This is a genomic window from Elusimicrobiota bacterium (assembly GCA_040757695.1).
GTDB lineage: Bacteria > Elusimicrobiota > UBA8919 > UBA8919 > UBA8919 > JBFLWK01.
On record JBFLWK010000032.1, the window covers coordinates 1 to 23,461 of the forward strand.

26 protein-coding genes and 1 tRNA gene are annotated in these 23,461 nt (G+C 38.6%); 2 read left to right on the plus strand and 25 right to left on the minus strand.

Features of this window, described 5'->3' with window-relative positions; genetic code table 11:
* The coding region (locus AB1349_07055; protein MEW6557096.1) for a hypothetical protein at positions 1–208 on the plus strand (208 nt) is incomplete at its 5' end.
* 230 nt (positions 209–438) lie between these two features.
* Here AB1349_07055 and AB1349_07060 read toward each other — a convergent pair.
* The 9 genes from AB1349_07060 to AB1349_07100 all read right to left on the minus strand — a co-directional run bounded on the left by AB1349_07060 (position 439) and on the right by AB1349_07100 (position 10,666).
* Positions 439–2,511, minus strand: a complete 2,073-nt coding sequence (locus tag AB1349_07060) for a sodium-translocating pyrophosphatase (protein MEW6557097.1) — start codon at positions 2,509–2,511, stop codon at positions 439–441.
* Positions 2,512–2,516: 5 nt separating this feature from the next.
* Positions 2,517–3,467, minus strand: a complete 951-nt coding sequence (locus AB1349_07065; GenBank protein ID MEW6557098.1) for a calcium/sodium antiporter — start codon at positions 3,465–3,467, stop codon at positions 2,517–2,519.
* Positions 3,468–3,668: 201 nt separating this feature from the next.
* A complete protein-coding gene (gene pth, locus AB1349_07070; protein MEW6557099.1) occupies positions 3,669–4,232 on the minus strand; it encodes an aminoacyl-tRNA hydrolase in 564 nt (187 codons plus the stop codon).
* Between the two features lie 28 nt (positions 4,233–4,260).
* Positions 4,261–4,986 (minus strand): 50S ribosomal protein L25, encoded by a 726-nt coding sequence (locus AB1349_07075; GenBank protein MEW6557100.1) that lies wholly within the window; start codon positions 4,984–4,986, stop codon positions 4,261–4,263.
* Positions 4,987–5,005: 19 nt separating this feature from the next.
* On the minus strand, positions 5,006–5,941 hold the full coding sequence (locus AB1349_07080) for a ribose-phosphate pyrophosphokinase (GenBank protein MEW6557101.1): 936 nt from the start codon (positions 5,939–5,941) through the stop codon (positions 5,006–5,008).
* Positions 5,942–6,093: 152 nt separating this feature from the next.
* Entirely contained in the window at positions 6,094–7,464 is a 1,371-nt protein-coding gene (glmU, locus tag AB1349_07085) for a bifunctional UDP-N-acetylglucosamine diphosphorylase/glucosamine-1-phosphate N-acetyltransferase GlmU (GenBank protein MEW6557102.1), read from the minus strand.
* 13 nt (positions 7,465–7,477) lie between these two features.
* Positions 7,478–7,548, minus strand: a tRNA-Gln gene (locus AB1349_07090).
* Positions 7,539–9,299 carry a proline--tRNA ligase gene (locus AB1349_07095; GenBank protein MEW6557103.1) on the minus strand — a complete coding sequence of 587 codons (1,761 nt, stop codon included), beginning with the start codon at positions 9,297–9,299 and terminating at the stop codon, positions 7,539–7,541. Before AB1349_07095 ends, AB1349_07090 begins: the two co-directional genes overlap by 10 nt.
* On the minus strand, positions 9,296–10,666 hold the full coding sequence (locus tag AB1349_07100; GenBank protein MEW6557104.1) for a 2-isopropylmalate synthase: 1,371 nt from the start codon (positions 10,664–10,666) through the stop codon (positions 9,296–9,298). Before AB1349_07100 ends, AB1349_07095 begins: the two co-directional genes overlap by 4 nt.
* A 310-nt stretch (positions 10,667–10,976) precedes the next feature.
* Between AB1349_07100 and AB1349_07105 the strand changes: the two genes are divergently transcribed.
* A complete protein-coding gene (locus AB1349_07105) occupies positions 10,977–11,174 on the plus strand; it encodes a hypothetical protein (protein ID MEW6557105.1) in 198 nt (65 codons plus the stop codon).
* A gap of 64 nt (positions 11,175–11,238) precedes the next feature.
* On the opposite strand, the gene AB1349_07110 is transcribed toward AB1349_07105, so the two are convergent.
* From AB1349_07110 to AB1349_07185, 16 genes are all read right to left on the minus strand, one after another.
* Complete coding sequence (locus tag AB1349_07110) at positions 11,239–11,532, minus strand: hypothetical protein (GenBank protein ID MEW6557106.1); 294 nt, start codon at positions 11,530–11,532, stop codon at positions 11,239–11,241.
* 203 nt (positions 11,533–11,735) lie between these two features.
* Entirely contained in the window at positions 11,736–11,957 is a 222-nt protein-coding gene (locus tag AB1349_07115) for a hypothetical protein (GenBank protein ID MEW6557107.1), read from the minus strand.
* 44 nt (positions 11,958–12,001) lie between these two features.
* Positions 12,002–13,150, minus strand: a complete 1,149-nt coding sequence (gene proB, locus AB1349_07120) for a glutamate 5-kinase (protein MEW6557108.1) — start codon at positions 13,148–13,150, stop codon at positions 12,002–12,004.
* A complete protein-coding gene (obgE, locus tag AB1349_07125) occupies positions 13,128–14,411 on the minus strand; it encodes a GTPase ObgE (GenBank protein ID MEW6557109.1) in 1,284 nt (427 codons plus the stop codon). Before obgE ends, proB begins: the two co-directional genes overlap by 23 nt.
* A gap of 71 nt (positions 14,412–14,482) precedes the next feature.
* Entirely contained in the window at positions 14,483–14,737 is a 255-nt protein-coding gene (rpmA, locus tag AB1349_07130) for a 50S ribosomal protein L27 (GenBank protein MEW6557110.1), read from the minus strand.
* A gap of 89 nt (positions 14,738–14,826) precedes the next feature.
* Positions 14,827–15,123 (minus strand): 50S ribosomal protein L21, encoded by a 297-nt coding sequence (gene rplU / locus AB1349_07135; protein ID MEW6557111.1) that lies wholly within the window; start codon positions 15,121–15,123, stop codon positions 14,827–14,829.
* A 29-nt stretch (positions 15,124–15,152) separates the two neighbouring features.
* Complete coding sequence (locus AB1349_07140) at positions 15,153–15,830, minus strand: hypothetical protein (GenBank protein ID MEW6557112.1); 678 nt, start codon at positions 15,828–15,830, stop codon at positions 15,153–15,155.
* Positions 15,806–17,638, minus strand: coding sequence for a diguanylate cyclase (locus AB1349_07145; protein MEW6557113.1), 1,833 nt, complete (start codon positions 17,636–17,638; stop codon positions 15,806–15,808). The genes AB1349_07140 and AB1349_07145 overlap by 25 nt, the downstream gene beginning before the upstream one ends.
* Positions 17,635–18,087, minus strand: a complete 453-nt coding sequence (locus AB1349_07150; protein MEW6557114.1) for a hypothetical protein — start codon at positions 18,085–18,087, stop codon at positions 17,635–17,637. Before AB1349_07150 ends, AB1349_07145 begins: the two co-directional genes overlap by 4 nt.
* Positions 18,088–18,262: 175 nt before the next feature.
* Positions 18,263–19,102 (minus strand): pantoate--beta-alanine ligase, encoded by an 840-nt coding sequence (gene panC, locus AB1349_07155; protein MEW6557115.1) that lies wholly within the window; start codon positions 19,100–19,102, stop codon positions 18,263–18,265.
* Complete coding sequence (locus tag AB1349_07160) at positions 19,099–20,001, minus strand: alpha/beta hydrolase (GenBank protein MEW6557116.1); 903 nt, start codon at positions 19,999–20,001, stop codon at positions 19,099–19,101. The genes panC and AB1349_07160 overlap by 4 nt, the downstream gene beginning before the upstream one ends.
* A 26-nt stretch (positions 20,002–20,027) precedes the next feature.
* Complete coding sequence (locus AB1349_07165) at positions 20,028–20,867, minus strand: FeoB small GTPase domain-containing protein (protein MEW6557117.1); 840 nt, start codon at positions 20,865–20,867, stop codon at positions 20,028–20,030.
* Positions 20,868–20,919: 52 nt separating this feature from the next.
* The gene (locus AB1349_07170; protein MEW6557118.1) at positions 20,920–21,150 is read right to left on the minus strand and encodes a TonB family protein; all 231 of its coding nucleotides are present in this window, start codon (positions 21,148–21,150) and stop codon (positions 20,920–20,922) included.
* 56 nt (positions 21,151–21,206) lie between these two features.
* Complete coding sequence (locus AB1349_07175) at positions 21,207–21,695, minus strand: biopolymer transporter ExbD (GenBank protein ID MEW6557119.1); 489 nt, start codon at positions 21,693–21,695, stop codon at positions 21,207–21,209.
* Entirely contained in the window at positions 21,688–22,314 is a 627-nt protein-coding gene (locus AB1349_07180; GenBank protein MEW6557120.1) for a MotA/TolQ/ExbB proton channel family protein, read from the minus strand. The genes AB1349_07175 and AB1349_07180 overlap by 8 nt, the downstream gene beginning before the upstream one ends.
* A 110-nt stretch (positions 22,315–22,424) precedes the next feature.
* Positions 22,425–23,354 (minus strand): hypothetical protein, encoded by a 930-nt coding sequence (locus tag AB1349_07185; protein MEW6557121.1) that lies wholly within the window; start codon positions 23,352–23,354, stop codon positions 22,425–22,427.
* Between the last annotated feature and the right edge of the window lie 107 nt (positions 23,355–23,461).

Below are 23,461 nucleotides of genomic sequence, written 5' to 3' on the forward strand. Positions count from 1 at the left end.
TTTTCAAAATTCAAAGAGCGATTTTAAAGGTCAAACCTTTAATTTGAGTGAATTTGCAAATATATTTTATAGTGGCTCCGACGAGCTATCTCAAAAAAATAGTGTTTATAGCCGTTTTTCAGGTCGAATTACCGCAAATTATCTTATTTACAAAATCATCGTTCTTTACGAGGGTTTTGGGGTCGTAAATTACAATATCTTCCTTTAGCAGTAATTTTTTCCTGTTTTTATTTTTATACATAAAATAACGCAAATAATCGCGAATCTAACGCTAATTATCGCGAATTAGTGAGATTGCTTCGTCGCTTACACTCCTCACAATGACATTTTTAGCACGGTTAAAACCGTGCCTACAAAAACATATCAGCAGACCAAGGGTCTGCAACTACATCGTGGGATACAATCCCACCACTACAATTATTTTGCGTCTATTCCGTGTTATCTCAGAAACGGCAGTATGCCAGAAAGCCAGAGGTGCAGTTTATCAATTGATAGTGCAAACACGAGCGACACGACAGCCATAAGTTTCAGCAGAATGTTTAACGAAGGGCCTGATGTATCCTTGAACGGGTCACCGATAGTATCGCCAATAACAGTTGCTTTATGGACATCGGAGCCCTTGCCGCCGAGGTTTCCTTCTTCAACATATTTTTTTGCATTATCCCATGCACCACCGGCATTTGCTAAAAATATCGCAAGTGGAACACCGGTAATAAGCGAGCCAACCAAAAAGCCGCCCAACGCAGCAGCGCCCAAAAGAACGCCGACAATTACAGGCAGCACAACCGCCATCACGCCAGGAAAAATCATTTCTTTCAGTGCACCTTTTGTGGTTATATCAACAATTTTTGCCGAATCCGGCATTGTTTTACCTTCTATCAAACCAGGAATCTCTTTCCATTGACGGCGAACTTCTTCAACTACACCAAACGCTGCGCGACCTACTGCCTGCATTGTTTCAGCACAGAAAACAAAAGGAACGATTCCGCCAATAAACATTCCAGCAACCACCGTTGCATTCAGTGCGTCTATTATGGACAAATGTATCGTTTGAGAATATGCGGTAAAAAGTGCAAGCGCTGTTAATGCCGCAGACCCGATTGCAAAACCTTTACCTATTGCAGCAGTTGTATTGCCGACCGCATCCAGTTTCTCACAGCGTTTTCTTGCCTCAGGTCCCAGATGCGCCATTTCTGAAATCCCGGCAGCATTATCGGCAATCGGACCATATGCATCAACCGCGACAGTCATACCTGTCAGTGCGAGCATTCCTATCGCAGAAAGCGCGATACCAAAAATACCCGCCGTCTGATACGCCACAATCGTCGCAACCGCTATCGCTACAAGCGGAACAACGGTTGATTTCATCGCAGTTGCCATACCTTGAATTATCGTCGTAGCGGGACCAGTTTTGGCCGCTTTTGCTATTTCTTCAACCGCTTTGCCACTTGTATAAACCTGTGCTACGAAGCCGACAATCATTCCAGCTGCAAGTCCTGAAAGCACCGCCCAGAAAAATCCGATATTCCCATACCAGACCTTACATAAAATAAACGAACCTACAGCAAGCAAAATTGCGCTGACTGCCATTCCGTTATTCATCGCTTTTTGAGCATCCGTTTTCGCACCGCCTGAAATTACAAACTGCACTCCGACGATAGCGGAAACAATGCCCCAGCCGGCAAGCAGAAAGGAAAGCATGACACCCTTTATGTCTATTACAGGATTAGGCGCAGCCGCTATAACAAGTGCTGAAACGATAGCACCGACATAACTTTCATACAAATCAGCACCCATACCGGCAACATCGCCAACATTATCGCCGACATTATCTGCAATCACTGCGGGATTACGCGGGTCATCTTCAGGAATACCGGCTTCTACTTTACCGACGAGGTCTGCGCCAACATCTGCGGCTTTGGTATAGATACCACCACCAACACGGGCAAAAAGCGCAACTGACGACGCACCCATTGAAAATCCCGCTATGAGTTGCGTTGCCTCCAAAATTGCATTAAAAAGGTCAGGATGATGTTTTAAGCCGTGCCAGATAAAAACCAGATAGACAACCGACAAACCAAAAAGCCCAAGAGATACGACAGACATCCCCATAACCGAACCCCCAGGAAATGCGATATCAATCGCCTCGCCAACCGATTTTACAGATGCCTGTGCAGTTCTGCTATTTGACGAAGTGGCTATTTTCATCCCGATATATCCCGCAAGTATTGAACAAACGGCTCCGGTAACAAAAGCCACTGCGGTTTTTTTCGTAACACCGGCAAAGATGATGACCGCAAGAATAAGCACGAAAATACATATGAATTTGTACTCTCGCGCTAAAAACGCCATCGCACCGTCCTGAATGGATTTAGAAATCGCAATCATCTTTTCACTACCGGGGTCTTTCTTCAAAATTCTATTCGCAAGATAACCGACAAACGCCAGTCCAACCAATCCCGAAACCAACCCCACCCAGACGCTTGTTAAATCACCGAATAAACCTATCATAACCGCTACCTCCTTAATATAACATATACAAGATATACAAAATAACATGTAAAGAAAAACACGCCTTCTTTTTTCGCTAGTATTTTTTCTTTCTTGAAAAATATCACGCCCATAAAAAGCAATGTGAACAAAAGCATAAGTAAGCTATCAATAAAAAACCAGCCGTAAATTTTTAGCGGTCTGATAAGTCCTGAAACACCGAGTATAAAAAGAATGTTGAAAATATTGCTGCCTAAAATGTTACCGAGTGCGATACCGCTGTTTTTTCTTTTCCATGCGATTATTGAAGCGACGAGTTCTGGAAGCGAAGTCCCGTTGGAAATGACGACAATTGCGATAAGCGAAACGGGAATACCTAAACATTTTGCAAAACTAACAGAATTTGTGACGGTTATTTCGCCACCGAGCCACAAAAGAAAAATACCGGATATTATGTGAAATATACTTTTTGACAGCGGGACAGTGGCAGTAGCTTTTTCGTTGCTTGTTTTGAAATCCCGGTAATCGCCGAGCGCATGCTTTATGAGATAATACATAAAATACGAAAAACAGGCAAGGAAAATAACAGCATCGATGCGGCTGATTTGAGACGAGCTTAGTCCGGCTAAAATAAAAACTACCGAAGCAAATATCGCAAACGGTGTATCTCTGGAGATAATTTTTTTATCCACTGCAAGCGGATTTAAAAATCCCGCTATACCGAGAACCAGCGCTATGTTGTGAATGTTGGCGCCTACTATATTGCCGAGATTTATTTCCGACTGCCCGCCGATTGCGGAAATGATGTTCACTACAAGTTCAGGGGTGCTCGTGCCGAATGCAACGATTGTTAAGCCGACGATAATTTCGGAAATACCGTATTTTTCAGCAACCTCCACAGCGCCTTTAACAAGCAGGTTAGCGCCGTAAACCAGAACTGCAAGACCCGTTATTATCAATACACTTGACAAAACCATAAAATTTAATTTTTGCCACTGAATTTCACAGAAACTCACAGAGTATTCTGTTAAGTTTTTTGCTTTCAGTGTTATTCTGTGTATTTCTGTGGCTGTCTTTTAATCCTGTAAATCCTGTCGGAATCTTTTTTTCAGCCGACTGAAGGCGGGTATAAATCTTTTTACCTTTAACCTTTTCCCTTTTCCCTTTAACCTGCTTTTTTATTCTCGCCTGTTGAATACATTCATTGCTTTTTGCACTCCCGCTTCAATAAAAACTGAAACCGCTTCCGAGGCCCGTGAAATTACCGGTTTCATTTTTTTTAATTCATCTTTCGTAAAATCTGATAAGACAAAATCAACCGGGTTTATGTTTTCAGGCGGCCGACCGATGCCGATTCTCAGCCGACAGAACTCGTCTGTACCAACTGCATCAATTATGGATTGAACACCGTTATGACCCGCAGAAGAACCGCCTTTTTTTATCTGGATACGACCGAACTCTATGTCAAGGTCATCATGCACGACGAGCATATCGTTATGGTCGGGATTGTACTTCTTTATCAGTGGCATTATTGCAGAACCGCTTTTGTTCACAAAAAGAACTGGTTTTATAAGCAGAAAATCATCACATAAAAATATCAATACCCGTTCTTTGTATTCTTTCCATTTCAAGGATTCGCTGGCGGCAAAAGTATTAAGAACCGCAAAACCAATGTTGTGTCTTGTCGCAGAATATTTTTTTCCGGGATTCCCGAGCCCGATGATAAACTTAAAGGCGTTCATATGTTCTTGTGTTCATATGTTCACGAGTTCACTTCTTCTCTGGTTTTTCTTCCTTCTTGGGAGTTGCTATTTCTTTTTTCGGTTCAACAGGTTTGCCTTCTGCTGCGAGTTCTACTTCCTCTTCTTCTACTTTCTTGCCTTTACCAATCACCTCGGGCTCTCCAGCAGTTTCTACAGGCGCACCAGGTGCAACTTCTTCAAGGATTGTTGGTGAAACAATGTTGACAACTATCTGGTCAGCAGCGACAAGTAGTTCTATATTTTCAGGCAGTATTAAATCTTTTACAAGAACTGTCTGTCCTGTTTCAAGATTAGAAATATCCACACTGATTTTTTCAGGTATTTCGGTAGGCAGGCATTTTATTTTAAGTTCTCTGATGATATGGTCACATACACCACCTGCCTTTACGCCGGGCGATTCACCAACTAATACTACTGGTATCGCAACCTCTATTTTTTTCTCCATACTTACCAGATAAAAATCTATATGACTGATTTTTCGTGTAACTACATTTTTTTGTATCTCTTTTATCAGAACCGTTTTAGCCGATTTATCAGGTAGCAAAAGGTTGATAATCGCATTGTAGCCGGCTTTCGCAACCAACGAAACAAACTGATTTGCGTTGATTGTTAATGTTATGTTTTCGTTGCTTCCATAAAGAACCGCTGGAATTTTTCCAGAAGCCCTTAACTGTTTTATTCGCCCTTTTGATAACTCTGTTCTCAACTCTGCGTTTAGTTCAATCTTTTCCATCGTCGCTTTGCTCCTTTAATTATTCAAACAATTTAGAAACTGACCGGCTTTCGTGTATTCTCAAAATAGCCTCAGCTAAAAGTTTACCAATTGATAATACCTTTATTTTTCGGCTGCGTTTCTTGATATGAATTGAGTTTGTAACTACAACTTCTTTAATGTTTGATTTCTCTATTTTTTTATATGCATTACCTGCAAAAATGCCATGTGCAGCCGCCGCATAGATATCAGTCGCACCACCTTCTTTAAGTGTTGTCGCTGTATTAACAAGTGTACCACCGGTATCAATCATATCGTCTAAAATTATAACATTTTTGGCTTTAACATCGCCGATAATATTCATAATTGCGGCTTCGTCAGGTGTGATACGCCTTTTATCAATAATAGCAAGCCCAGCTTTCATCCGTTTTGCAAACGACCGAGCCCGTTCTACGCCACCGGCATCAGGTGAAACCACAACGACATTTTTGAGTTTTTTCTTTGCAAAATAATCTACCAAAACAGGTCTGACAAATAGATGGTCAACCGGTATATCAAAAAAGCCTTGAATCTGGCTTGCGTGCAGGTCAAGTGTAAGCACTCTGTTGACACCAGCGGTTGTAATCAAATTAGCAACCAGTTTTGCACTGATAGGCACTCGTGGCTCGGCTTTTCTGTCCTGCCGAGAATAACCATAATAAGGTATTACTGCGGTGATTCGTTCAGCAGATGCACGCCGTAATGCATCAATAATTATAAGGAGTTCCATCAGGTTTTCATTCGCAGGTGAAGAAACCGGCTGAATTACAAAAGTATCACAGCCACGCACATTCTCAGTTATTTTTACACTAACTTCACCATCAGGAAACCGACCGACTTCAATACTGCCTGGCCTGATTTTCAAGAAACTACATATCTCTTTTGCCAATTCCGTATTAGCGGTCCCGCTGAAAACTTTTAATTTAGCGTCTATCACTGTTTCTACCTCCTTCTTGCTTTTTGAAGTTTCTCGGATAAAATTGGCGACGATAAATGACTTCTGGATTCGTCTTTACCCCCGATTTTCCTGTTTTAAATCCCCATATTTCCCCTTTTTCCAAAAGGGGAATCATTTGGCGAACTTTATACTCATCTGAATAAAAATTTTCTTTTTTTTATAATCTGGCGTTCACGCGCGATTGCGAGTTTGTTATTAGGCACATCTTCAGTAATTGTTGAGCCAGCGGCAATCAGGACACCTTTACCAATTTTGATAGGTGCTATTAAGTTTGTATTACTGCCTACAAATGTATTATCACCTATTTCAGTTTTATGTTTATTTTTGCCATCATAATTACAAGTGATTGTCCCGGCACCGATATTTATGTTTCTGCCAAGGTGTGAATCACCGATATAAGACAGATGCGAAACTTTTGTATTTTCACCGATGTATGATTTTTTGATTTCAGAAAAATTACCGATACGCGAACGGGCACAGATTTTTGTTTCGCGTCTTATATGCGAAAACGGGCCGATTTTTACATCCTCAGCAATTTCAGCACCATAAACAAATGATGCACGGATTTCTACCTTTTTGCTAATTGAGCAATCTTCAATATAACTGAACGGACCGAGCATACAGCCACTTTTTATTTTTGTTTTACCTTTAATAATTGTAGACGGCAGAATTGTTGTGTCTTTATCTATTGATACTGTCTCGTCAATATAAGTTGTTTGCGGGTCAATAATCGTTACACCTGATAACATTAATTTATCCAGAATTTGTTTTCTCAAAATCTGTTCTGCATTGGCTAATTCTACTCTGTTATTTATACCCATAATCTCACTCCCGGTATCGACTGGACAGGCTATAATTTTTTTGTTTGATTGTTTAAGGATTGATATAACATCTGTCAGATAATACTCGCCTTTTACATTCTTATTTTTTATTCTTTTTAATGCTGAAAAAAGTTCAACTGTATTAAAAACATATATACCTGTATTTATCTCGTTAATTTTTTTGAGTCCGCCAGATGCATCTTTTTCTTCTACTATTGAAACTACATTACCATTTCTATCCCGAACGATCCTGCCATAACCAAATGGCTGTTTAAGTTTGCAGGTTAGTATTGTGCAATCTGCATTATTTTGTTGATGAACTTTTAGCAGTTTCTGGAGCGTTGCTTTTTTCAGCAGTGGCACATCACCACATAGAATAACTATACTACCTGTAAAATTTCGCAAACAGGTTTCTGCTTTTTTTACTGCATCACCAGAGCCTAACTGTTTTTTTTGGGTCACTAAAATCAGGTTCCTGCCTGTTAGTTCTGCCTGTATAGATTCTGCCTTGTGTCCTATTACAACTATTATTTTTTGGAAAAGTGGCGACAATCCTTCCACAGTATCAACTACTCTGCTAATAATCGTTTTACCGAGCAGATTATGTAATACTTTTGGTGTGGCTGATTTGAACCTTGTGCCTTCACCAGCCGCAAGAATAATAGCAACTGTGTTTTTCATATACGCAGATTGCCTGCCCGGGCTGGATTCGAACCAACGATGGCGGCTCCAAAGGCCGCTGCCTTACCGCTTGGCTACCGGGCAAGTTTGAAAAATTCCGCACTTGTCATTGCAAGAACTTTTTCTATTTCTATCAATTTTGCTGTTTTCTCATTCCGGTATTTTATCTCTGCTTTATTTTCTTTAACTGTTTTTTCAGAAACGGTTATACGGATAGGAATCCCTAATAAATCCGCATCTTTAAACTTTACACCAGCTCGTTCATCGCGATCGTCTAAAATTACATCCATTTTTTTGGAGAGTTCCGTATAGATTTTATCGCTTACTTCTTTTACTTTACTATCATAATTTACAGGTATTATTATCGCCTGATATGGTGCAATTGCTTTATTCCATATTATTCCGTTTTCATCATTAGATTGTTCAATTGCAGCGGCAACAATTCGTGATACACCTATTCCGTAACAACACATCACAAAAAGATTCTGTTTGCCTTTTTCATCCAGAAAAGTCGCATTCATTGACTTGGAATATTTTGTGCCAAGTTTGAATGTATGCCCGACTTCTATCCCGCGTGAAAATTTTAAGGGTTGTTTTTTACAGCGTGGACAGATATCGTCTTTTTTTACCTTTCTTAAATCAGCAATTTCAGTTGGCTTGTAATCTCTGCCGATATTTATGTTTTTTAAGTGATAGTCCTTTTTGTTGGCACCGGAAATTGCGTTGACGATATTTTCTACTGAATAGTCAGCAACAAGCGGATAGCGGATAGCGGATAGCGGATAGTGAACGGGGCCGGCGAAGCCAACGGGTGCGTTTGTGATTTTTTCAACAGTTTGAGCGTCTGCAAGGATAAGTTCATTACATTTCAGCAAACTTGTTAATTTGGCTTCATTTATCTCGTAATCGCCTCTGACAAGCACTATCACAGTTTTTTTATCAGCAAGATAAACAAGCGTTTTTATAAACTTCTCAGGTTTCTCATCCAGAAATTTCCCAACTTCTTCAACCGTTTTCATATTCGGTGTATGAACCTCTTCCAAATCTCGTGAACTCGTGAACTCGTGAACTCGTGAACTGTCTCTTATACATTCCGCTTTTTCTACATTTGCACCGTAGCCACATTCACAGGAAACTATCTCTTCTTCGCCAGTATCTGCTAATACCATAAACTCGTGCGAAAACGAGCCACCAATCGCGCCGGTTGTTGCTTCAACCACACGAAACTTACCCCCCTTCCCCCCCTTACTCCCCCCAAATCCACAGCGTTCACAGATTTTTGAATATGCATCATAAACTAATTTATAGTAGCGTTCTGCATCTTCTTCGGTTGCATGAAACGAGTATGCATCTTTCATATAGAACTCTTTAGCACGCATCACACCAAACCGAGGTCGGATTTCATCTCTGAATTTCGTCTGGAACTGGTAAAGCATAAGCGGGGAGGGGGTAAGTTGCCTGTAAGACCGAACCTCTTTTCGGACAATATCTGTGATGATTTCTTCGTGTGTAGGCCCGAGACAGAACTCTCGTTCAGCACGGTCTTTGATACGAAAAAGTTCGTTACCATAGAGTTCCCATCTGCCGGTTTCTTCCCACAAATCCTTCGGTAAAAGTGCAGGTAGTAAAAGTTCCTGCCCGCCAATAGCGTTCATTTCTTCTCGGATGATTTGTTCAACCTTTTTCAGAACTTTCAGTCCAAGCGGGAACCACTCGTAAATACCCGACGATAACTTTCTGATAAGCCCGGCTTTTAGCATCAACTTCTGCGAGATTGTGTCCGCATCTGATGGTGTTTCTTTAACTGTTGGGATGAACGCTTGCGAGTATTTCATTTTGGCGTCTGTTCTGCGATTTCAGGTAGATATTTTTTTACAAGTCGCATCATTTCGTCGTCGGATATACCGATTGTCCGTTCGGCTTCATACTGGGTATCAATCCATTCTTTGATTTTTACAACACCGGGGTCATTTTTGTCAACTTTAACTTTTAAGTGATGACTTATCCAATATACAATCCCTGCGATACCTGATTTATCAGTAATCCCGACGGAGACAGGTCTTTTTAGGATTTTATTAGTATCAAAAATATTATAAATCTCTTCATCTTTTAGAAGTCCGTCTGCGTGAATTCCTGCACGGGTAACATTAAAGTTTTTGCCGATATATGGCTGATTTGGCGGAATCTGATACCCGATTTCTTTCTCAAAATAATCTGCAATTTCCGAGATAACTGTCGTGTCCATTCCATTAGCATCGCCTCTGAATGCGATATATTCAATAACCAGCGCTTCCGTCGGCGTGTTACCTGTTCGTTCACCGATACCCAAAAGTGAGCCGTTAGCAGCCGAGCAACCATAAAGCCATGCACCAATCGCATTTGTTAATGCGCGATAAAAATCGTTATGCCCGTGCCATTCCAGCCATTCCGATGGCACACCGGCAAATTTCGTCAAGCCATACATTATACCGTTGACAGAACGTGGCATAGAGACACCGGGATATGTAACACCATAGCCGAGCGTATCGCAGGCGCGGATTTTTACTGGCATATTTGCCTGTTTAGCCAGTTTCATCAATTCCTGAGCAAACGGCACTACAAACCCATAGAAGTCAGCCCGTGTAATATCTTCAAAATGGCATCGTGGAATTATTTTTTCGTCAAGCGCACAGTGAACAATATCCAGATACATATTCATCGTTTCTTTTCGTGTTTTTTTAAGTTTAAGAAAAATATGGTAGTCGGAAACGGATGTTAGAATCCCTGTTTCTTTAAGCCCTAATGCTTTAACAAGTTTGAAATCGTCTTTGTGCGCTCTTATCCAGCCGGTAATTTCCGGATATTTATAGCCAAGTTCAAGACATTTTCTTATTGCTTCTTTATCCTTATCAGAATACAAGAAAAATTCCGACTGTCTGATGACACCATTAGGACCTGAAAGACGATGAAGCATTTTATAAATATTCACAATCTGTTCTACCAAGTAGGGAGGACGGGACTGCTGTCCATCGCGGAATGTTGTATCGGTAATCCAAATCTCATCTGCCGGACTCATCGGCATAACACGCCAGTTGAACGAAATTTTTGGCACTTCACCGTAAGGAAAAATATCACGATAAAGGTTCGGTTCTTTAACATCCTGCAGTTCATATTTGTACTCGTCCTGCTCTAATGTTTTTGTTCGCTTGTTAAATTTTAGCATAAAACACCTCGTTTTTGAGTTTGGGTAATGTCAAATTTAACCACAGAAACACGGAAACACTGAAAAATGTCATTCCCGAATGACTCTATCGGGAATCCATTTCCGACGGACATAGTAGATTCACGCTTTCGCGGGAATGACATCGTGTGGGGTTTTTTAACAGTTTTATTATACTAAAAAATAAAAAAATTGCAAATAAAAAATGGCTGGTAGGTAATGTATAATATTTTGTGTAAGTTTGGAAAGAAGAGATTTGAACTTTGAGGTTCAAACCTTGAAAAAATAAAAAAAAGGGTTATCCTCTATAGAGTTGTTAATTCTAAAAAAGGATAACCTGATGCAGATATTAGCAGATGAGTTGGCAAAAGTCAAGGGTTTGGATAGGGCGGAGTGGGAGAAATGGGATGATGTAAAGACGGAGGAACAATTCTGGGGTGATTTGAAGTTAGAAACGCATGAAAATGGGGACGGAGGAAATTATTTTGTTCATTCTACAGTTTTTTACTAAAAATCTGCAATCTGTAATCTGCAATCTGTAATCGTTTTTCCCTTTTCTCTTTTTTCTTTATCCTTTAACCTGCCTTTTCTGGTCTCGGACCTTTCCTGCCACCGAGTTTTCTTGGTGGTATCCCGTATCGCTGCATCTCTTCTGAGAATTTGCCTAATTTTGACTCCAGATAACTTACCACTTTACCAAAAAACAGGCGGTCTTCGTGGTCTTGCTTTTCTAACTCTTCGGTAAGTGTTTGCTGTGCAGTCTTTGCTGCCTCCTGCTTGGCATCAAGTGTTTTCCGCTTTGAGAGCCGTTCTGCACATTCTTTTGCAAACTCCTTCTCCTTCGCATCCGTCTTCCCGCCTTCCGTCAACCCTGCTGAAAGTCCCTCTAATGCATCTGTAACATCAGAATGAACTACCCTGTGGCAGAGCTACAGGGAATTACAAGTTAAAAATTGATTTAGAACATTTGTTCGAATTGGATTTCGCTGATTTACCGACGAGCAAAATTCAAATGTAAGCATTTGCTTACATTTTGATTCCAAAAAGAAAAAGCGAACCTTAAGGACTCGCACTACAAAAAATAAAAAACGCAGGGAAACCCTGCGACTACAAATAATCGGGTGAATAAATTCGCCACTACAAATTCTATATTCTTATTTCTTAATTCTTGATTCTGTCGTCGGTAACTACCCCCCCCACATACACCCGCAAAATCAGTGATTAGTGAATAGTGATTAGTGATATGAGATTGCTTCGTCATTTCATTCCTCGCAATGACTGCACTGTTAACCATTTCTTTAACCTCTGGCAAAAGTATAACAAAAAATATGCATTCTGTCAAGTACTTTTTTCGGTGGTTGTTTCTATTGTTATTACTACAAGATTATCTCGGTGAATGACTTCGTCATAGTCCTTTCTGGAGAGTATTTTTTCTATATCTTGTGTTTTATGTCCTTTAATTTTTTTGATATCTTCGGCAGAATAAAACACAATCCCGCGAGCAATCTCTTTATTTTTATGAATAATACTTACAGCATCACCCTTGTAAAAATCGCCATCAACATCAATAATACCGCTTGGTAACAAACTTTTCCCTTTCTCAATCAATGCTCTGGCAGCACCTTCATCAATTACAATCTTTCCGGCGTTTTTTGCACCGAACGCAATCCATTTTTTTCGGCTATCAATTTTCACCTGGGTTAAAAATTTCGTGCACTCAACACGACCGGAAATAATATCTGATATGCATACATTCCCCCCCTTTTTTTTGCCGTTTGTGATAAATGTTTCCACACCGGAAGCGGTTGCTATTTTTGCTGCCTTTATTTTTGATAGCATCCCGCCAACCGAGAAACCAGAACCGATTACCTCCCCCCCCCCACCCTTTTTTGATGCATAATTTTCTATATCAGCCGAAATTTTTTTTATTTCTGTGATTAGTGTAGCATTTTTATTTTTCTTAGGGTCACTATCATACAGACCATCTACATCCGTAAAAATAATCAGATAGTTAGCATCAATTTTGGAGGCGACAAGTGCGGATAGCGTATCATTATCGCCAAAATTTATTTCTTCAGTTGCAACAGTATCATTCTCGTTGATGACTGGAATTATGCCCCACGATAAAAGTTGCAGGATTGTATTTCTTGCGTTAAGGTATCTATCCCTGTTTTCAAAATCATCTTTTGTAAGAAGTATCTGTGCGACGGGAATATTATGGTTTAAAAGGACATTTGTCCATTTATTCATTAAACCGACTTGCCCAATTGATGCAAATGCTTGTTTTGAGATAAGGTTGTCAGGTCTTTTCTTAAATCCAAGTTTTTCATTACCGGTTGCTATAGCGCCTGAAGAAACAATTATTACTTCATTACCTGTTTTTTGGAATGAAGCGATTTTATCTGCTATTTCTTGTAGATGAAATTCATCCAAAATTATCACACTTCCGATTTTTACGACAACTCTACTCTTCATAAATGAATTCATAATTAGCCACCTTTACAGTATCACCTGCAAGCACACCAGCATCTTTCAATTTTTTTTCTATACCGATTTTTTTGAGTATATTCTGGAATCTTGATAATGATTCCTGTTCTGAAAAATCGGTCATTGCAACAAGGTCAGATATTTTTCTACCTGTAATATAAAAAATATTGCCTTTTTTATGGACTGAAAATTCAGGCTCGTATCTGTAATGGACGTATTTTAATTCAGTCGGTTTTTTTTCTTTTACTGTCTCAATTTTTGTAAAAATTTCTGTTAACAGTGGTTTAAGTCCCTCACCGGTTAATGCAGAAATTGGGAAAACTTTTTTTTTCTTGGTTCTGAAAATTTTTGCTGACTTCCTCCAATTGCCCTTTCCTACTAAATCAATTTTATTGATTGCTATAATCTGTAATTTTTTTGCAAGTTCGGTTGAGTATTTTTTTAACTCTTTGTTTATTGCAGTATATGTTGAATATGCATTTTTTTTATTATATCCGAAAACATCAACAATATGAACAAGAATTTTCGTTCGCTCTATATGTCTTAAAAAATCATGACCTAACCCTTTACCCGAAGATGCGCCTTCAATAAGTCCGGGGATATCTGCAAATACAAGTGCCTTCCCCCCTTCACCCCCTCCCACCACCTCCCCCCCTTTGTAAAAATTTACTACACCTAAATTAGGTGTTAGTGTAGTAAACGGATAGTCGGCGATTTTTGGTTTTGCCGACGAGACCTTTGCTAAAAAAGTTGATTTACCTGCATTAGGATAGCCAATGATTCCGACATCTGCGATAAGTTTCAATTCCAACTCAACAACACATTCTTCGCCGGGTTGACCTAATTCTTTGATACGCGGTGCAGTATTTTTTGACGACTTAAACGAAGCATTACCTCTGCCACCGCGACCACCTTTAGCAACTATAACTTCTTGATTATGTTTCGTAATGTCTGCGATAATTTCATTATTTTTTTTGACAATTGTACCAATCGGAACTTTTATTACCAGATTTTCAGCGGTTTTACCGTAGCGATTATTTCCACTGCCGTGTTCACCATCTTTTGCTTTATACCGAGGATGCCGTTGCAAATCCAGAAGTGTTTTTAAGTTTTCGTCGCCGACGATTATTACATCGCCACCTTTTCCACCATTACCACCATCAGGTCCACCTAAAGGTCTGTATTTTTCTCTATGAAACGAAAGGCAGCCATCACCACCATTTCCTGCTTTGATAAAAAGTTTCGCTTTATCTATGAACATAAAAAACGCAGATATCCGCAGAAAAATCAGCGGCAATCCGCGTATAAGTATCAGCGGTAATCTGCGTGGGTTTATGCTGGAATTACATTTACTTTTTTCTTATTCTGGCTTATCCACTGGAACTTAATTTTACCGTTAATTTTTGCAAAAAGCGTATCATCTTTGCCAACACCAACATTAAGTCCTGGCTGATATTTTCTGCCACGCTGACGAACAATAATACTGCCAGCAGGAATTACTTCGCCATCAAAACATTTTATCCCAAGCCGCTGACCTGCTGAATCCCTACCGTTTCCTGTAGAACCCTGCGATTTTGTGTGTGCCATAATAATACCAGTGATTAAGTGATTAAGTGATTAAGTTTTTACTAACCACTAACCACTTATCCACATAGCCACCTTTTCACACTGCCTCCCTATTTTATCTCTGTTATTTCTACTTCCGTATAATTTTGTCTGTGCCCGATTGTTTTTTTGTAGCCTTTTTTAGGTCGCTTTTTGAATACAACTATTTTTTTATCTTTTATCTGTTTTATAATCCGACCTACCACTTTTGCGGATGGTGTTGTTTGAATTTTATTACCATCACCAGAAACAAATACCGGGTTGAACTCAACTACATCACCAATTTCCTTGTCAAGCAAATCCACCCTTATTATTTTACCTTGTTCTGCTTTATACTGCTTACCACCAATATCAATTATCGCATACATAAACACCTCACTGGTTTCTATATTTTAGATTATACAAAAAAAATAAAAAATTGCAAATAAAAAACTAAATATCTGTAAATCTCTGTGGCAGTATTCTTGCTATTGATAACATACTTTTTCAGAAAAACCTTGTCAGGCGAAACGAATTTGAGTACTACGACAGCCATTACTAAATTCAGCATAAAAATTACAATATACGAAAATATCCGACCGGTTTTTTTTATATCCGACTGACCGACTGATAATGAGTCAAAAGTTAAAAAAATATGGAATGAGTATGATACACCAACTAACAAAAACAGCCATTCAATATATTTAGCAACATCTACAAAAAAAACAAGCAGATAAAAAACAGCGATTATTAGAAAAGTATAAATCGGAAAAAAATACGGAGCGAGCGAGATAAGGAAATTACTTTTTGTTGTAAGCACACTTCCGGTTTTTGAGTGGACATTAAACTCTCTAACCCGTCCTCTGAATAATATCGCCCAGAACGCATGTGTAAGTTCATGCCCGAAAATATAAAATCTGTTCGGTAGAGGTTTTATCAAAAAAATAACAAAAAAAAACGCAAAACCTGAAATAAACCATATCTCTGACGAGCCTAATGGAAACAGCGGAACTACAAGTTTCCAAAATGATACCAACAATCCCCAAACAAACGGGATTAAAATTATGCCTATTATTGACTTAACAAAAATTTGCACACTCTGTTTCTGCCTTCGTGTTTTGCCTGATAAAGCGCTTTATCTGACTGTTCTATAAACTCTTCTTTGCTGGCAATTTTATCCCAGCAGGCAACACCTACGCTTGTTGTAACCGGTACTCGTTTGGTGTCTATTATGAAATCTTCCTGCTCAACAAGACATCTGAGATGTTCAGCAACCTGCTCGGCACCTGCAAGCCCTGTTTCAGGCAGAATGATTGTGAACTCTTCACCACCATACCGAACAGGAATATCAACTTTTCTGATATTATCCATCAGGATTCTTGCAAATTTTTTAAGCACATAATCGCCTTCCTGATGACCGTAGGTATCGTTTATTTTTTTGAAATGGTCTATATCCAGCATAAGCAGTGATATATTAGAATTGTATCTTTTAGCACGGATAAGTTCGCTTTCTAATCGGGTTTGAAAATAGCGATGAATGTAAAGTTTTGTTAAGCCGTCAGTGATTGCGAGTTCATAAAGTTGGGCGTTATGAAGTGCGATTGCTGCGCTATCACTCAAATTATTCAAAAATACTAAATCATAATTGTTGAACTTTGTCTTATTTTTTTTGTTCATTAATATCAGTATTCCTTCTATACTTTCAGCGACGATAAGCGGTAAAATTATCGCCGACTGGATATCAGAAATTTTTGTAATTAGGTATCTGAATCGGTCGTCGGTATACATATCGTTTATTATCTCTGCTGACCTGACTTTCAGTTTGCAGCCGTCAGGGGGACACAATTTATCTATTTTTATACCTTCAAGCCCTACAGATACTTTGGGCGCAAATTTACCTTCATCATTTATCAGACATAGCAGTCCTTTTTCTACTTTTGCAAGTTCTACAAAGATATTGATAATTTTTTCGGTTAGAATCGGCACCTCTAAAATCCCAGCGAGTTCGTTGCTCGCTTTATGGAGCGCATATAAGTCGTTTCTGATCATTTCCAGATGGCCGATTGTCTTTCTAAAACTGTCTTCTTTATCAAGTGTTCTGACAATTTCCAACCCGATACCCATCGCAGGACATATTACATTGTAATCGCAGACATTACAGTATGGGTTCGGCGTCGGGTTAAACTCTGTATCCGTTTTTATTTTATTAGCAATTTGTAAGATTTTAGTTTCGGTATGTTTGATATTCTCGGCTGGTTTTGTTACAGTCATTTTCTTATCAAAATTCAGAAACATTATTGATAACTTATTTGCGACGATATTAAATTTTTTAGCACACGCAAGTTGAAAAATAGCGAGTTGTAAATCATCTTCAACCTCTTTTTGAGAGAATAAAGTTCGGCGTGTTTTGTAATCAATTATTTCGTAGCCCCCCTCCCCATCGGCTATCTCGTCTACACGGTCAATCGTGCCAAAGAGTGTATACCTCACCCCATCTTCACCAATAGGAATTTCAAAATACTCGTCAACCAGATATGGCTGGAGTTTGATATCAAATGTTTTTGAGAACCGTTCTAATAACGAGTTTGCCTGGCTTTTCCAATCCGCTTCTTCTTCTTTTGAGATATAGCCCTTAGAAAGCCAGTTATCTTTCAGCAGGTTATGGAGTGTTTTTAGTGTTCGGTATGAAGCAGTTTTTAATTTGAAAAATTTTGCAAGTGTTTTATGGATACTTTCGTCAAATGATAAGAATGGTCGTTCTTGATGATATAGTGTTCCAAGTCCACCTGCGCTTTCTATATAATGAAACTTATACTTCAGCGGGCATTCAGTATACATCTGGAGCGCCCAGAAATTTAATCGTAATTGTGATGGTTTATTCGTGGAATTAAACGAAGCGTTCATCCTTTTATATGGAAATCAGTTGTAATCTTGGCAAGTTGGTCTTTAATTTTTAGTAACCGATTTTTTAGTTCAGGCTGGTTAGTTAAGTCAGTCATTTCAGTGAGTTGTGCAGTAATTGAATCAATTATTTTTCTATCCTTTTCTATGTAGCATTTTAATGTATTTGACATATCCTCAATCCCTTTAGCAAGGTCTTTTAGTTCATCGTGTCTACGCAGATAGATATGCCCACCAATACAACCCTGTTTAATCTGCTCTATGATTCGTTCTAACGCATAAATTGGTCCAACAAGCCGATGAAACCTTATCAAACTTTGAATACCAATCACAAGTAACAGTATTAAAACTATCCACCAGAATGGCGACATAATCGCTGACTGAACCGCGCGGATTTCTGCCTCATTGACTAAATTTTCAAGTGCTTCAGTAGTATAGATTGTTCTTCGCATAACTAACAAAATACAAAGTGAAGTAAAAACTACCGTCATGAGCGCATAAAAAAGATACTTAAATAAAAGCTTAGGTTTCACATAAAACGATTTCCTGAACAAGTACAACATATGCCCTCCTCCTTTTTATACTGCTTTGTAAAGTAAATAACGATTGTATGTAGTTGACAACGCATTACACAATCACATTATCTATGAGACGGGTTTTACCGATAGAAACAGCAACCGCTATCACAACTTTTTTATTGATGTATTTTACTTCTTCAAGCGTTTCAGCATCACGGACTTCAATATAGTCAATTTTATCAAAATAGGAAATAATACGCTTTTTTATGTTTTTAATCACACTTTGTGCGGTTTGCAACTTGTTATATTTTACCAAATTTTTGACATTTTGTAAAGCGCATGAAAGCGATAACGCATTTTTTCTTTCTTCGTTAGATAAATAGACATTCCGGCTTGAAAGTGCAAGCCCATCTTCTCCACGAACAGTCGGGCAGGTGATAACTTGTATTGGAAGATTCAGGTCATCAACCATCTTTCTGATAATTACTGATTGCTGATAGTCCTTTAAGCCAAAATATGCTTTATCAGGCTGAACGATATTAAAAAGTTTGGCAACAATCGTAGCAACACCCCTGAAATGCCCCTGCCGAAACTGTCCACACATAATATCTGAAAGTTTTTCAACAGTTATATATGTCAGATAATTTTCGGGATACATAACTTCCAGCTTCGGGGCGAAAATGATATCAACTCTTTCGTTTCGGCAAATTGCGACATCTTTTTTAAACGACCTCGGATACCTTGTAAAATCCTCGTCAGGTGTGAACTGTGTCGGATTAACAAAAATGCTAACCACAACAATATCGTTTTCTTTTCGTGCACGATGAATTAACGAAATATGACCTTGATGTAATGCACCCATCGTTGGCACAAAACCGATTAGCTTTTTTTGTTGTTTGAGCCTTTTTATAATATCCTGGACTTGCTTCGGTTTTTGTATAATTTTCATAAGTATTTTACAAAAAAACTACCAACTTTCTTTTCATATTCAACCGGATTTTTGCTGTGTGATTCCATATGGTCTGCATTGGGAACAATCCATATTTCTTTTGGCTCACCAGCAAGATTATACAATTTTTTGCATTCGTCAACTGGAATTCGGTCGTCATTCTCACCGTGAATAAAAAATACAGGACGCGGCGAGATTTTAGAAACAAAATAAATTGCTGAAAATTCGTCGGGATTAAACCCAAGTCGTAATCTCGTAAATAATAATGTTATCGGTATAAATGGGTATTTAGGAATCTTATAAAAAAGTTTGGCATACCTTGCAACAATATAATTAAAACTGGAAAATGCTGAATCAACAACAACCGTTTCTATACGACTATCAGTTGCCGCAGTAAGTATTGCAACTGCACCACTCATTGAAATACCATAAACACCTATTTTATTAGATTGTGCTGGTTTTGTTTTTTTGAGATATTCAATCGCACAAGACAAATCTAACGATTCCAGTTTCCCAAGTGATGAAACGGTTCCACCACTAGCACCGTGATTCCTGAAATCAAAATACAACAGATTAAACCCACTTTTCAACAGATACATCGTAGACGGCAAAACATCAGATTTATTCGCACCCCAACCGTGACAGATGATTATCGTCCTATCAGATTTTGGTTCAGCGTAAATAAACCAGCCATAGATTTTTATACCATCAGTTGTGTTAAATTCTATATCTTCAAATTTTAACCCAAAATTTTTAGGGCTAATCTCAAGTGCAAGCCGAGTAACCTTCATTATCAATGATGATGAAAACCAGCCCCAAATCAATACTACCAGAACAACAAAAACCAAGATATTAAAAACCATCGGGATTTTCAAAAACAGGATTTTTTTTAGCCGCATTTTGATTACGAGCTTGTTTCAACAATCTAATTATACAAAAAATAAAAAAATTGTAAATAAACAGATAAATTTGTAAATGGTAGGTTTATAATATAAGATTTAAAAATGTGGCAGACAGAAATGCGACAAGCAAAACAATAATAACTATTGAAAATCGGGTCAAGTACATTGTTCAGCAAACTTTCACCGAGGAATCTGACAATTGCAAATGTCAAAACAAGAACAATCAATGCAACAGGGATACCGGTTAATGGCTTTATTGTCAAATCGCCAAGCCGTTCAAGAAAAGTATGATGTCTGTGAAATGTTTTTTGAACTGCTTCAATGATATTACCGATAACGCACCATTTATTTTCTGTTTCGTATTCAAAATTGCTGATTTTTGCATTTTTCAAATTTGAGACCAATTCTTTTAAGCCCTCACCTGTTACAGCACAAGTCGGAATAACAGTGACACCAAAAATTTCTTCAAGTTTTTTGGCATCTATGGAAATCCCTGTATGTTTCGTCTCATCCCAGAAATTAAGCACTATTAGTGTCGGAACCTTTTTTTTAAGTATTTGCAAGGTCAGGTTCAGATTCCTTTCAAGATTGGTTGAATCAACGATATTTATTATAATGTCTCCTCTCCCACCTTCTTTGAGCATTTCAACTGCGACCTCTTTCGCTTTTGAGGTTGCATCAAGCGTATATGTTCCAGGAACATCTATAACCTCGTACTTTTCATCACTGATTTTCAGATAGCCCTTTGTGAATTCAACCGTAGTTCCCGGATAATTGGAAGCAATGACATTTATACCGGTCAGGTGAGAAAAAATTACGCTTTTACCGACATTAGGATTTCCCATTAATAATATTTTACGCATCGCAGACCTCCTTTTAATAATTTTCTGTGGTCTATTGATGGTGGACTGTTGACTATTTCTCTATCTCAATAATTATTTTCTGTGCCATTCCCCTGCCGATGGCGATTTTGGTGTTACCCACTTCAATTACAGCGGGACCTCTCAATATTGGCGAACTTATCTTTCTTATTTTTACAATTACTACTCTGCCGTCGGTATCAACAAGAATTTTCAATGTTACGGTGCCTTCTATACCTTTAATTAAAGCATTTTCAGGATATTCGGCTTCTATGTATTCAGTCACTTGCGGCAAACGGTCAACCTCGTTTAAATCATATGTAACCGCAGGAGCAATTAAATCTACTTCGCTTGTAAGTGCCTCGGGGTCAAGTTCAAAACCAATTTTCCGAATAAGTTCAATGGTAGCAGGTCGCGGCTTTGTGATTTTATTCTCTTTCTCTCCGGGCTGTGTTTTTTCTTTTGGCTTAATTTTATAACTTCTATCACCGTTCCGGTCAGTGAATCCTTATCCGCAATAATGACAACGGGTCTGTCCGCAGTTTTTCCCAATGTATCCTTAATAATTTTGTTGAGGGTTGTTCTGTCCACTTGCCGCTTATTTATATGAATCGTTCCTTCTTTTGTTACCGCCACGAATATACTTTCTCTTGACACTTCTGATGCAGTGCTTGCTTTTGGTTTTCGTACAGTTACTCCAGTTTCAAGCGTAAATGTAGCGGCTACTAAAAAGAAAATGATTAGTTGAAAAACTATATCCACCATGGGTGCCATATTTATTTCCGGCATCTTCTTATTTCTACGAAGGGAATAATCGCTTAAATTATTCATTGGTACTTTTCAGAGTTAGAAAATTAATTAATTTCATAGAACTCTTTTCCAAATCATTCATAATATCGTCTATCTTTTTTGAGATAGAATTATGAAAATACATCGCCGGTATGGAAACCATCAATCCGGAAGCGGTAGTAATCAATGCCTCCGAGATGCCTTTCGCCAGCAATTGGGGATTACCGGCTCCGTGCAAAGTAATCGTGGTAAATGTCGCAACCATTCCTGTTACCGTGCCTAACAAACTTAAAAGCGGTTCTATAGTGGCTAACACGGAAATAGTAGCAACACCCTTTTCAAGTTTCGGATACTTTTCATGAAAAATCTGCTCCGCTGTTGCCAGATAAGTATCACGATTTTCCCGCTCGGAAGAAAGGAGTTCCAAAAATGTATCGGAAACCGCATTCTGTTTGCTCAAGCATAAACTTTTTACTTCCTCTATCTTCTTGGCAGCGAGCAAGCGAATTACATCCTCGGTAAATTTCGCTGAATCTCTTGACTCTTTTTTTAATAAAAAATGTTTTTCTACTATCAAGAACCAGACAACCAGACAACAAATTATTATCGGTATCATCACCGGTCCGCCGGATATTACAAAATCTAAAATAACTCTATTCATTTTTCAATCTCGTAAAGAGTTGATTAACTTGACTGCATTTTTTTCCAAATCCTGTGCGATTTTATCCGCTTTTATAGATAAATAATTGTGTATAAGTAACGCCGGAATGGCTACAAACAGACCGTATTCGCCAGAAGAGGAGCGATACTGGTACATATAGCAATTGTGGAGAGATTCTTTTCCAATTTGGGCAGTTCTTCAAGATGCTGTTCATGCAGCATTTCTTCAACCACCTTTATTCCTTTTTGATGATGCTCCAAGCCCACATGCAACATTCTTGCTACCGGTCCGGAAACAGTTTCACATAATTTTATAGCATCCTCTCTGTGCCCTCTGTCCCAGAGCGCCATTATTCTCTCCATCAGCACATCGGCATTCGTATATTCCCGTCTGAATGTAAGCAACCTTTCCGCCGACATCACTATTATAAGTAATGCTACTATGCTAATCGGTAGCATTACCGGCCCGCCTTTTACAAACCAGTTCCGGAGCCCGCCAATTTTACCCGCTTCTTTTAATTTTGTGCCTAATGTAACATCAATCGGTATCAGCAACTTTTTTTCACCTTTTTCAATCCGCTTGAATATATTTTCCAGTTTTCCCTTCAATGAATAGTTAATATCTTTTTTCCAGTAATAACTGATTTCATTTTTTAATATCTTTCTTTCTAAAAAGCCGATATTTCCACCAGATGACTTATAGACGAAAAAGATACCGCCGGATTTTAGAATATCCGCATCTGTGCCGTCAACAATATCCTTGCTATATTCCGTATTTTCAGTGATTGATAATTCATCGTTCAATACTGAAAATAAATCCGCTAGGTTTTTTATCCGGGATGTTTTATCAATTTTTGACTTTTTCTGCCAGGGCGGCCAGTGTTCTATTTTCTGTTTAAGTTCCGTGATTTTATCAGTTAAAAATGTCTTGATGTCGGATTCCTTTTTCTCCAACATATTAAAATCGCTTTGAATTTTTTCCTTTTCTTGTTCTATATTACTCAATTTTTCTTCAAGACCGATTTTTTGTTGAGTAGACATCTTTATAACCTCCTTGTGGTGACAGCCCTATCGGGCTGTCGTGCCCCTCGCAGAACCGTGCTTGCAGATTGCCCACACACGGCTCTTCAATAACACTTCCTCATAAA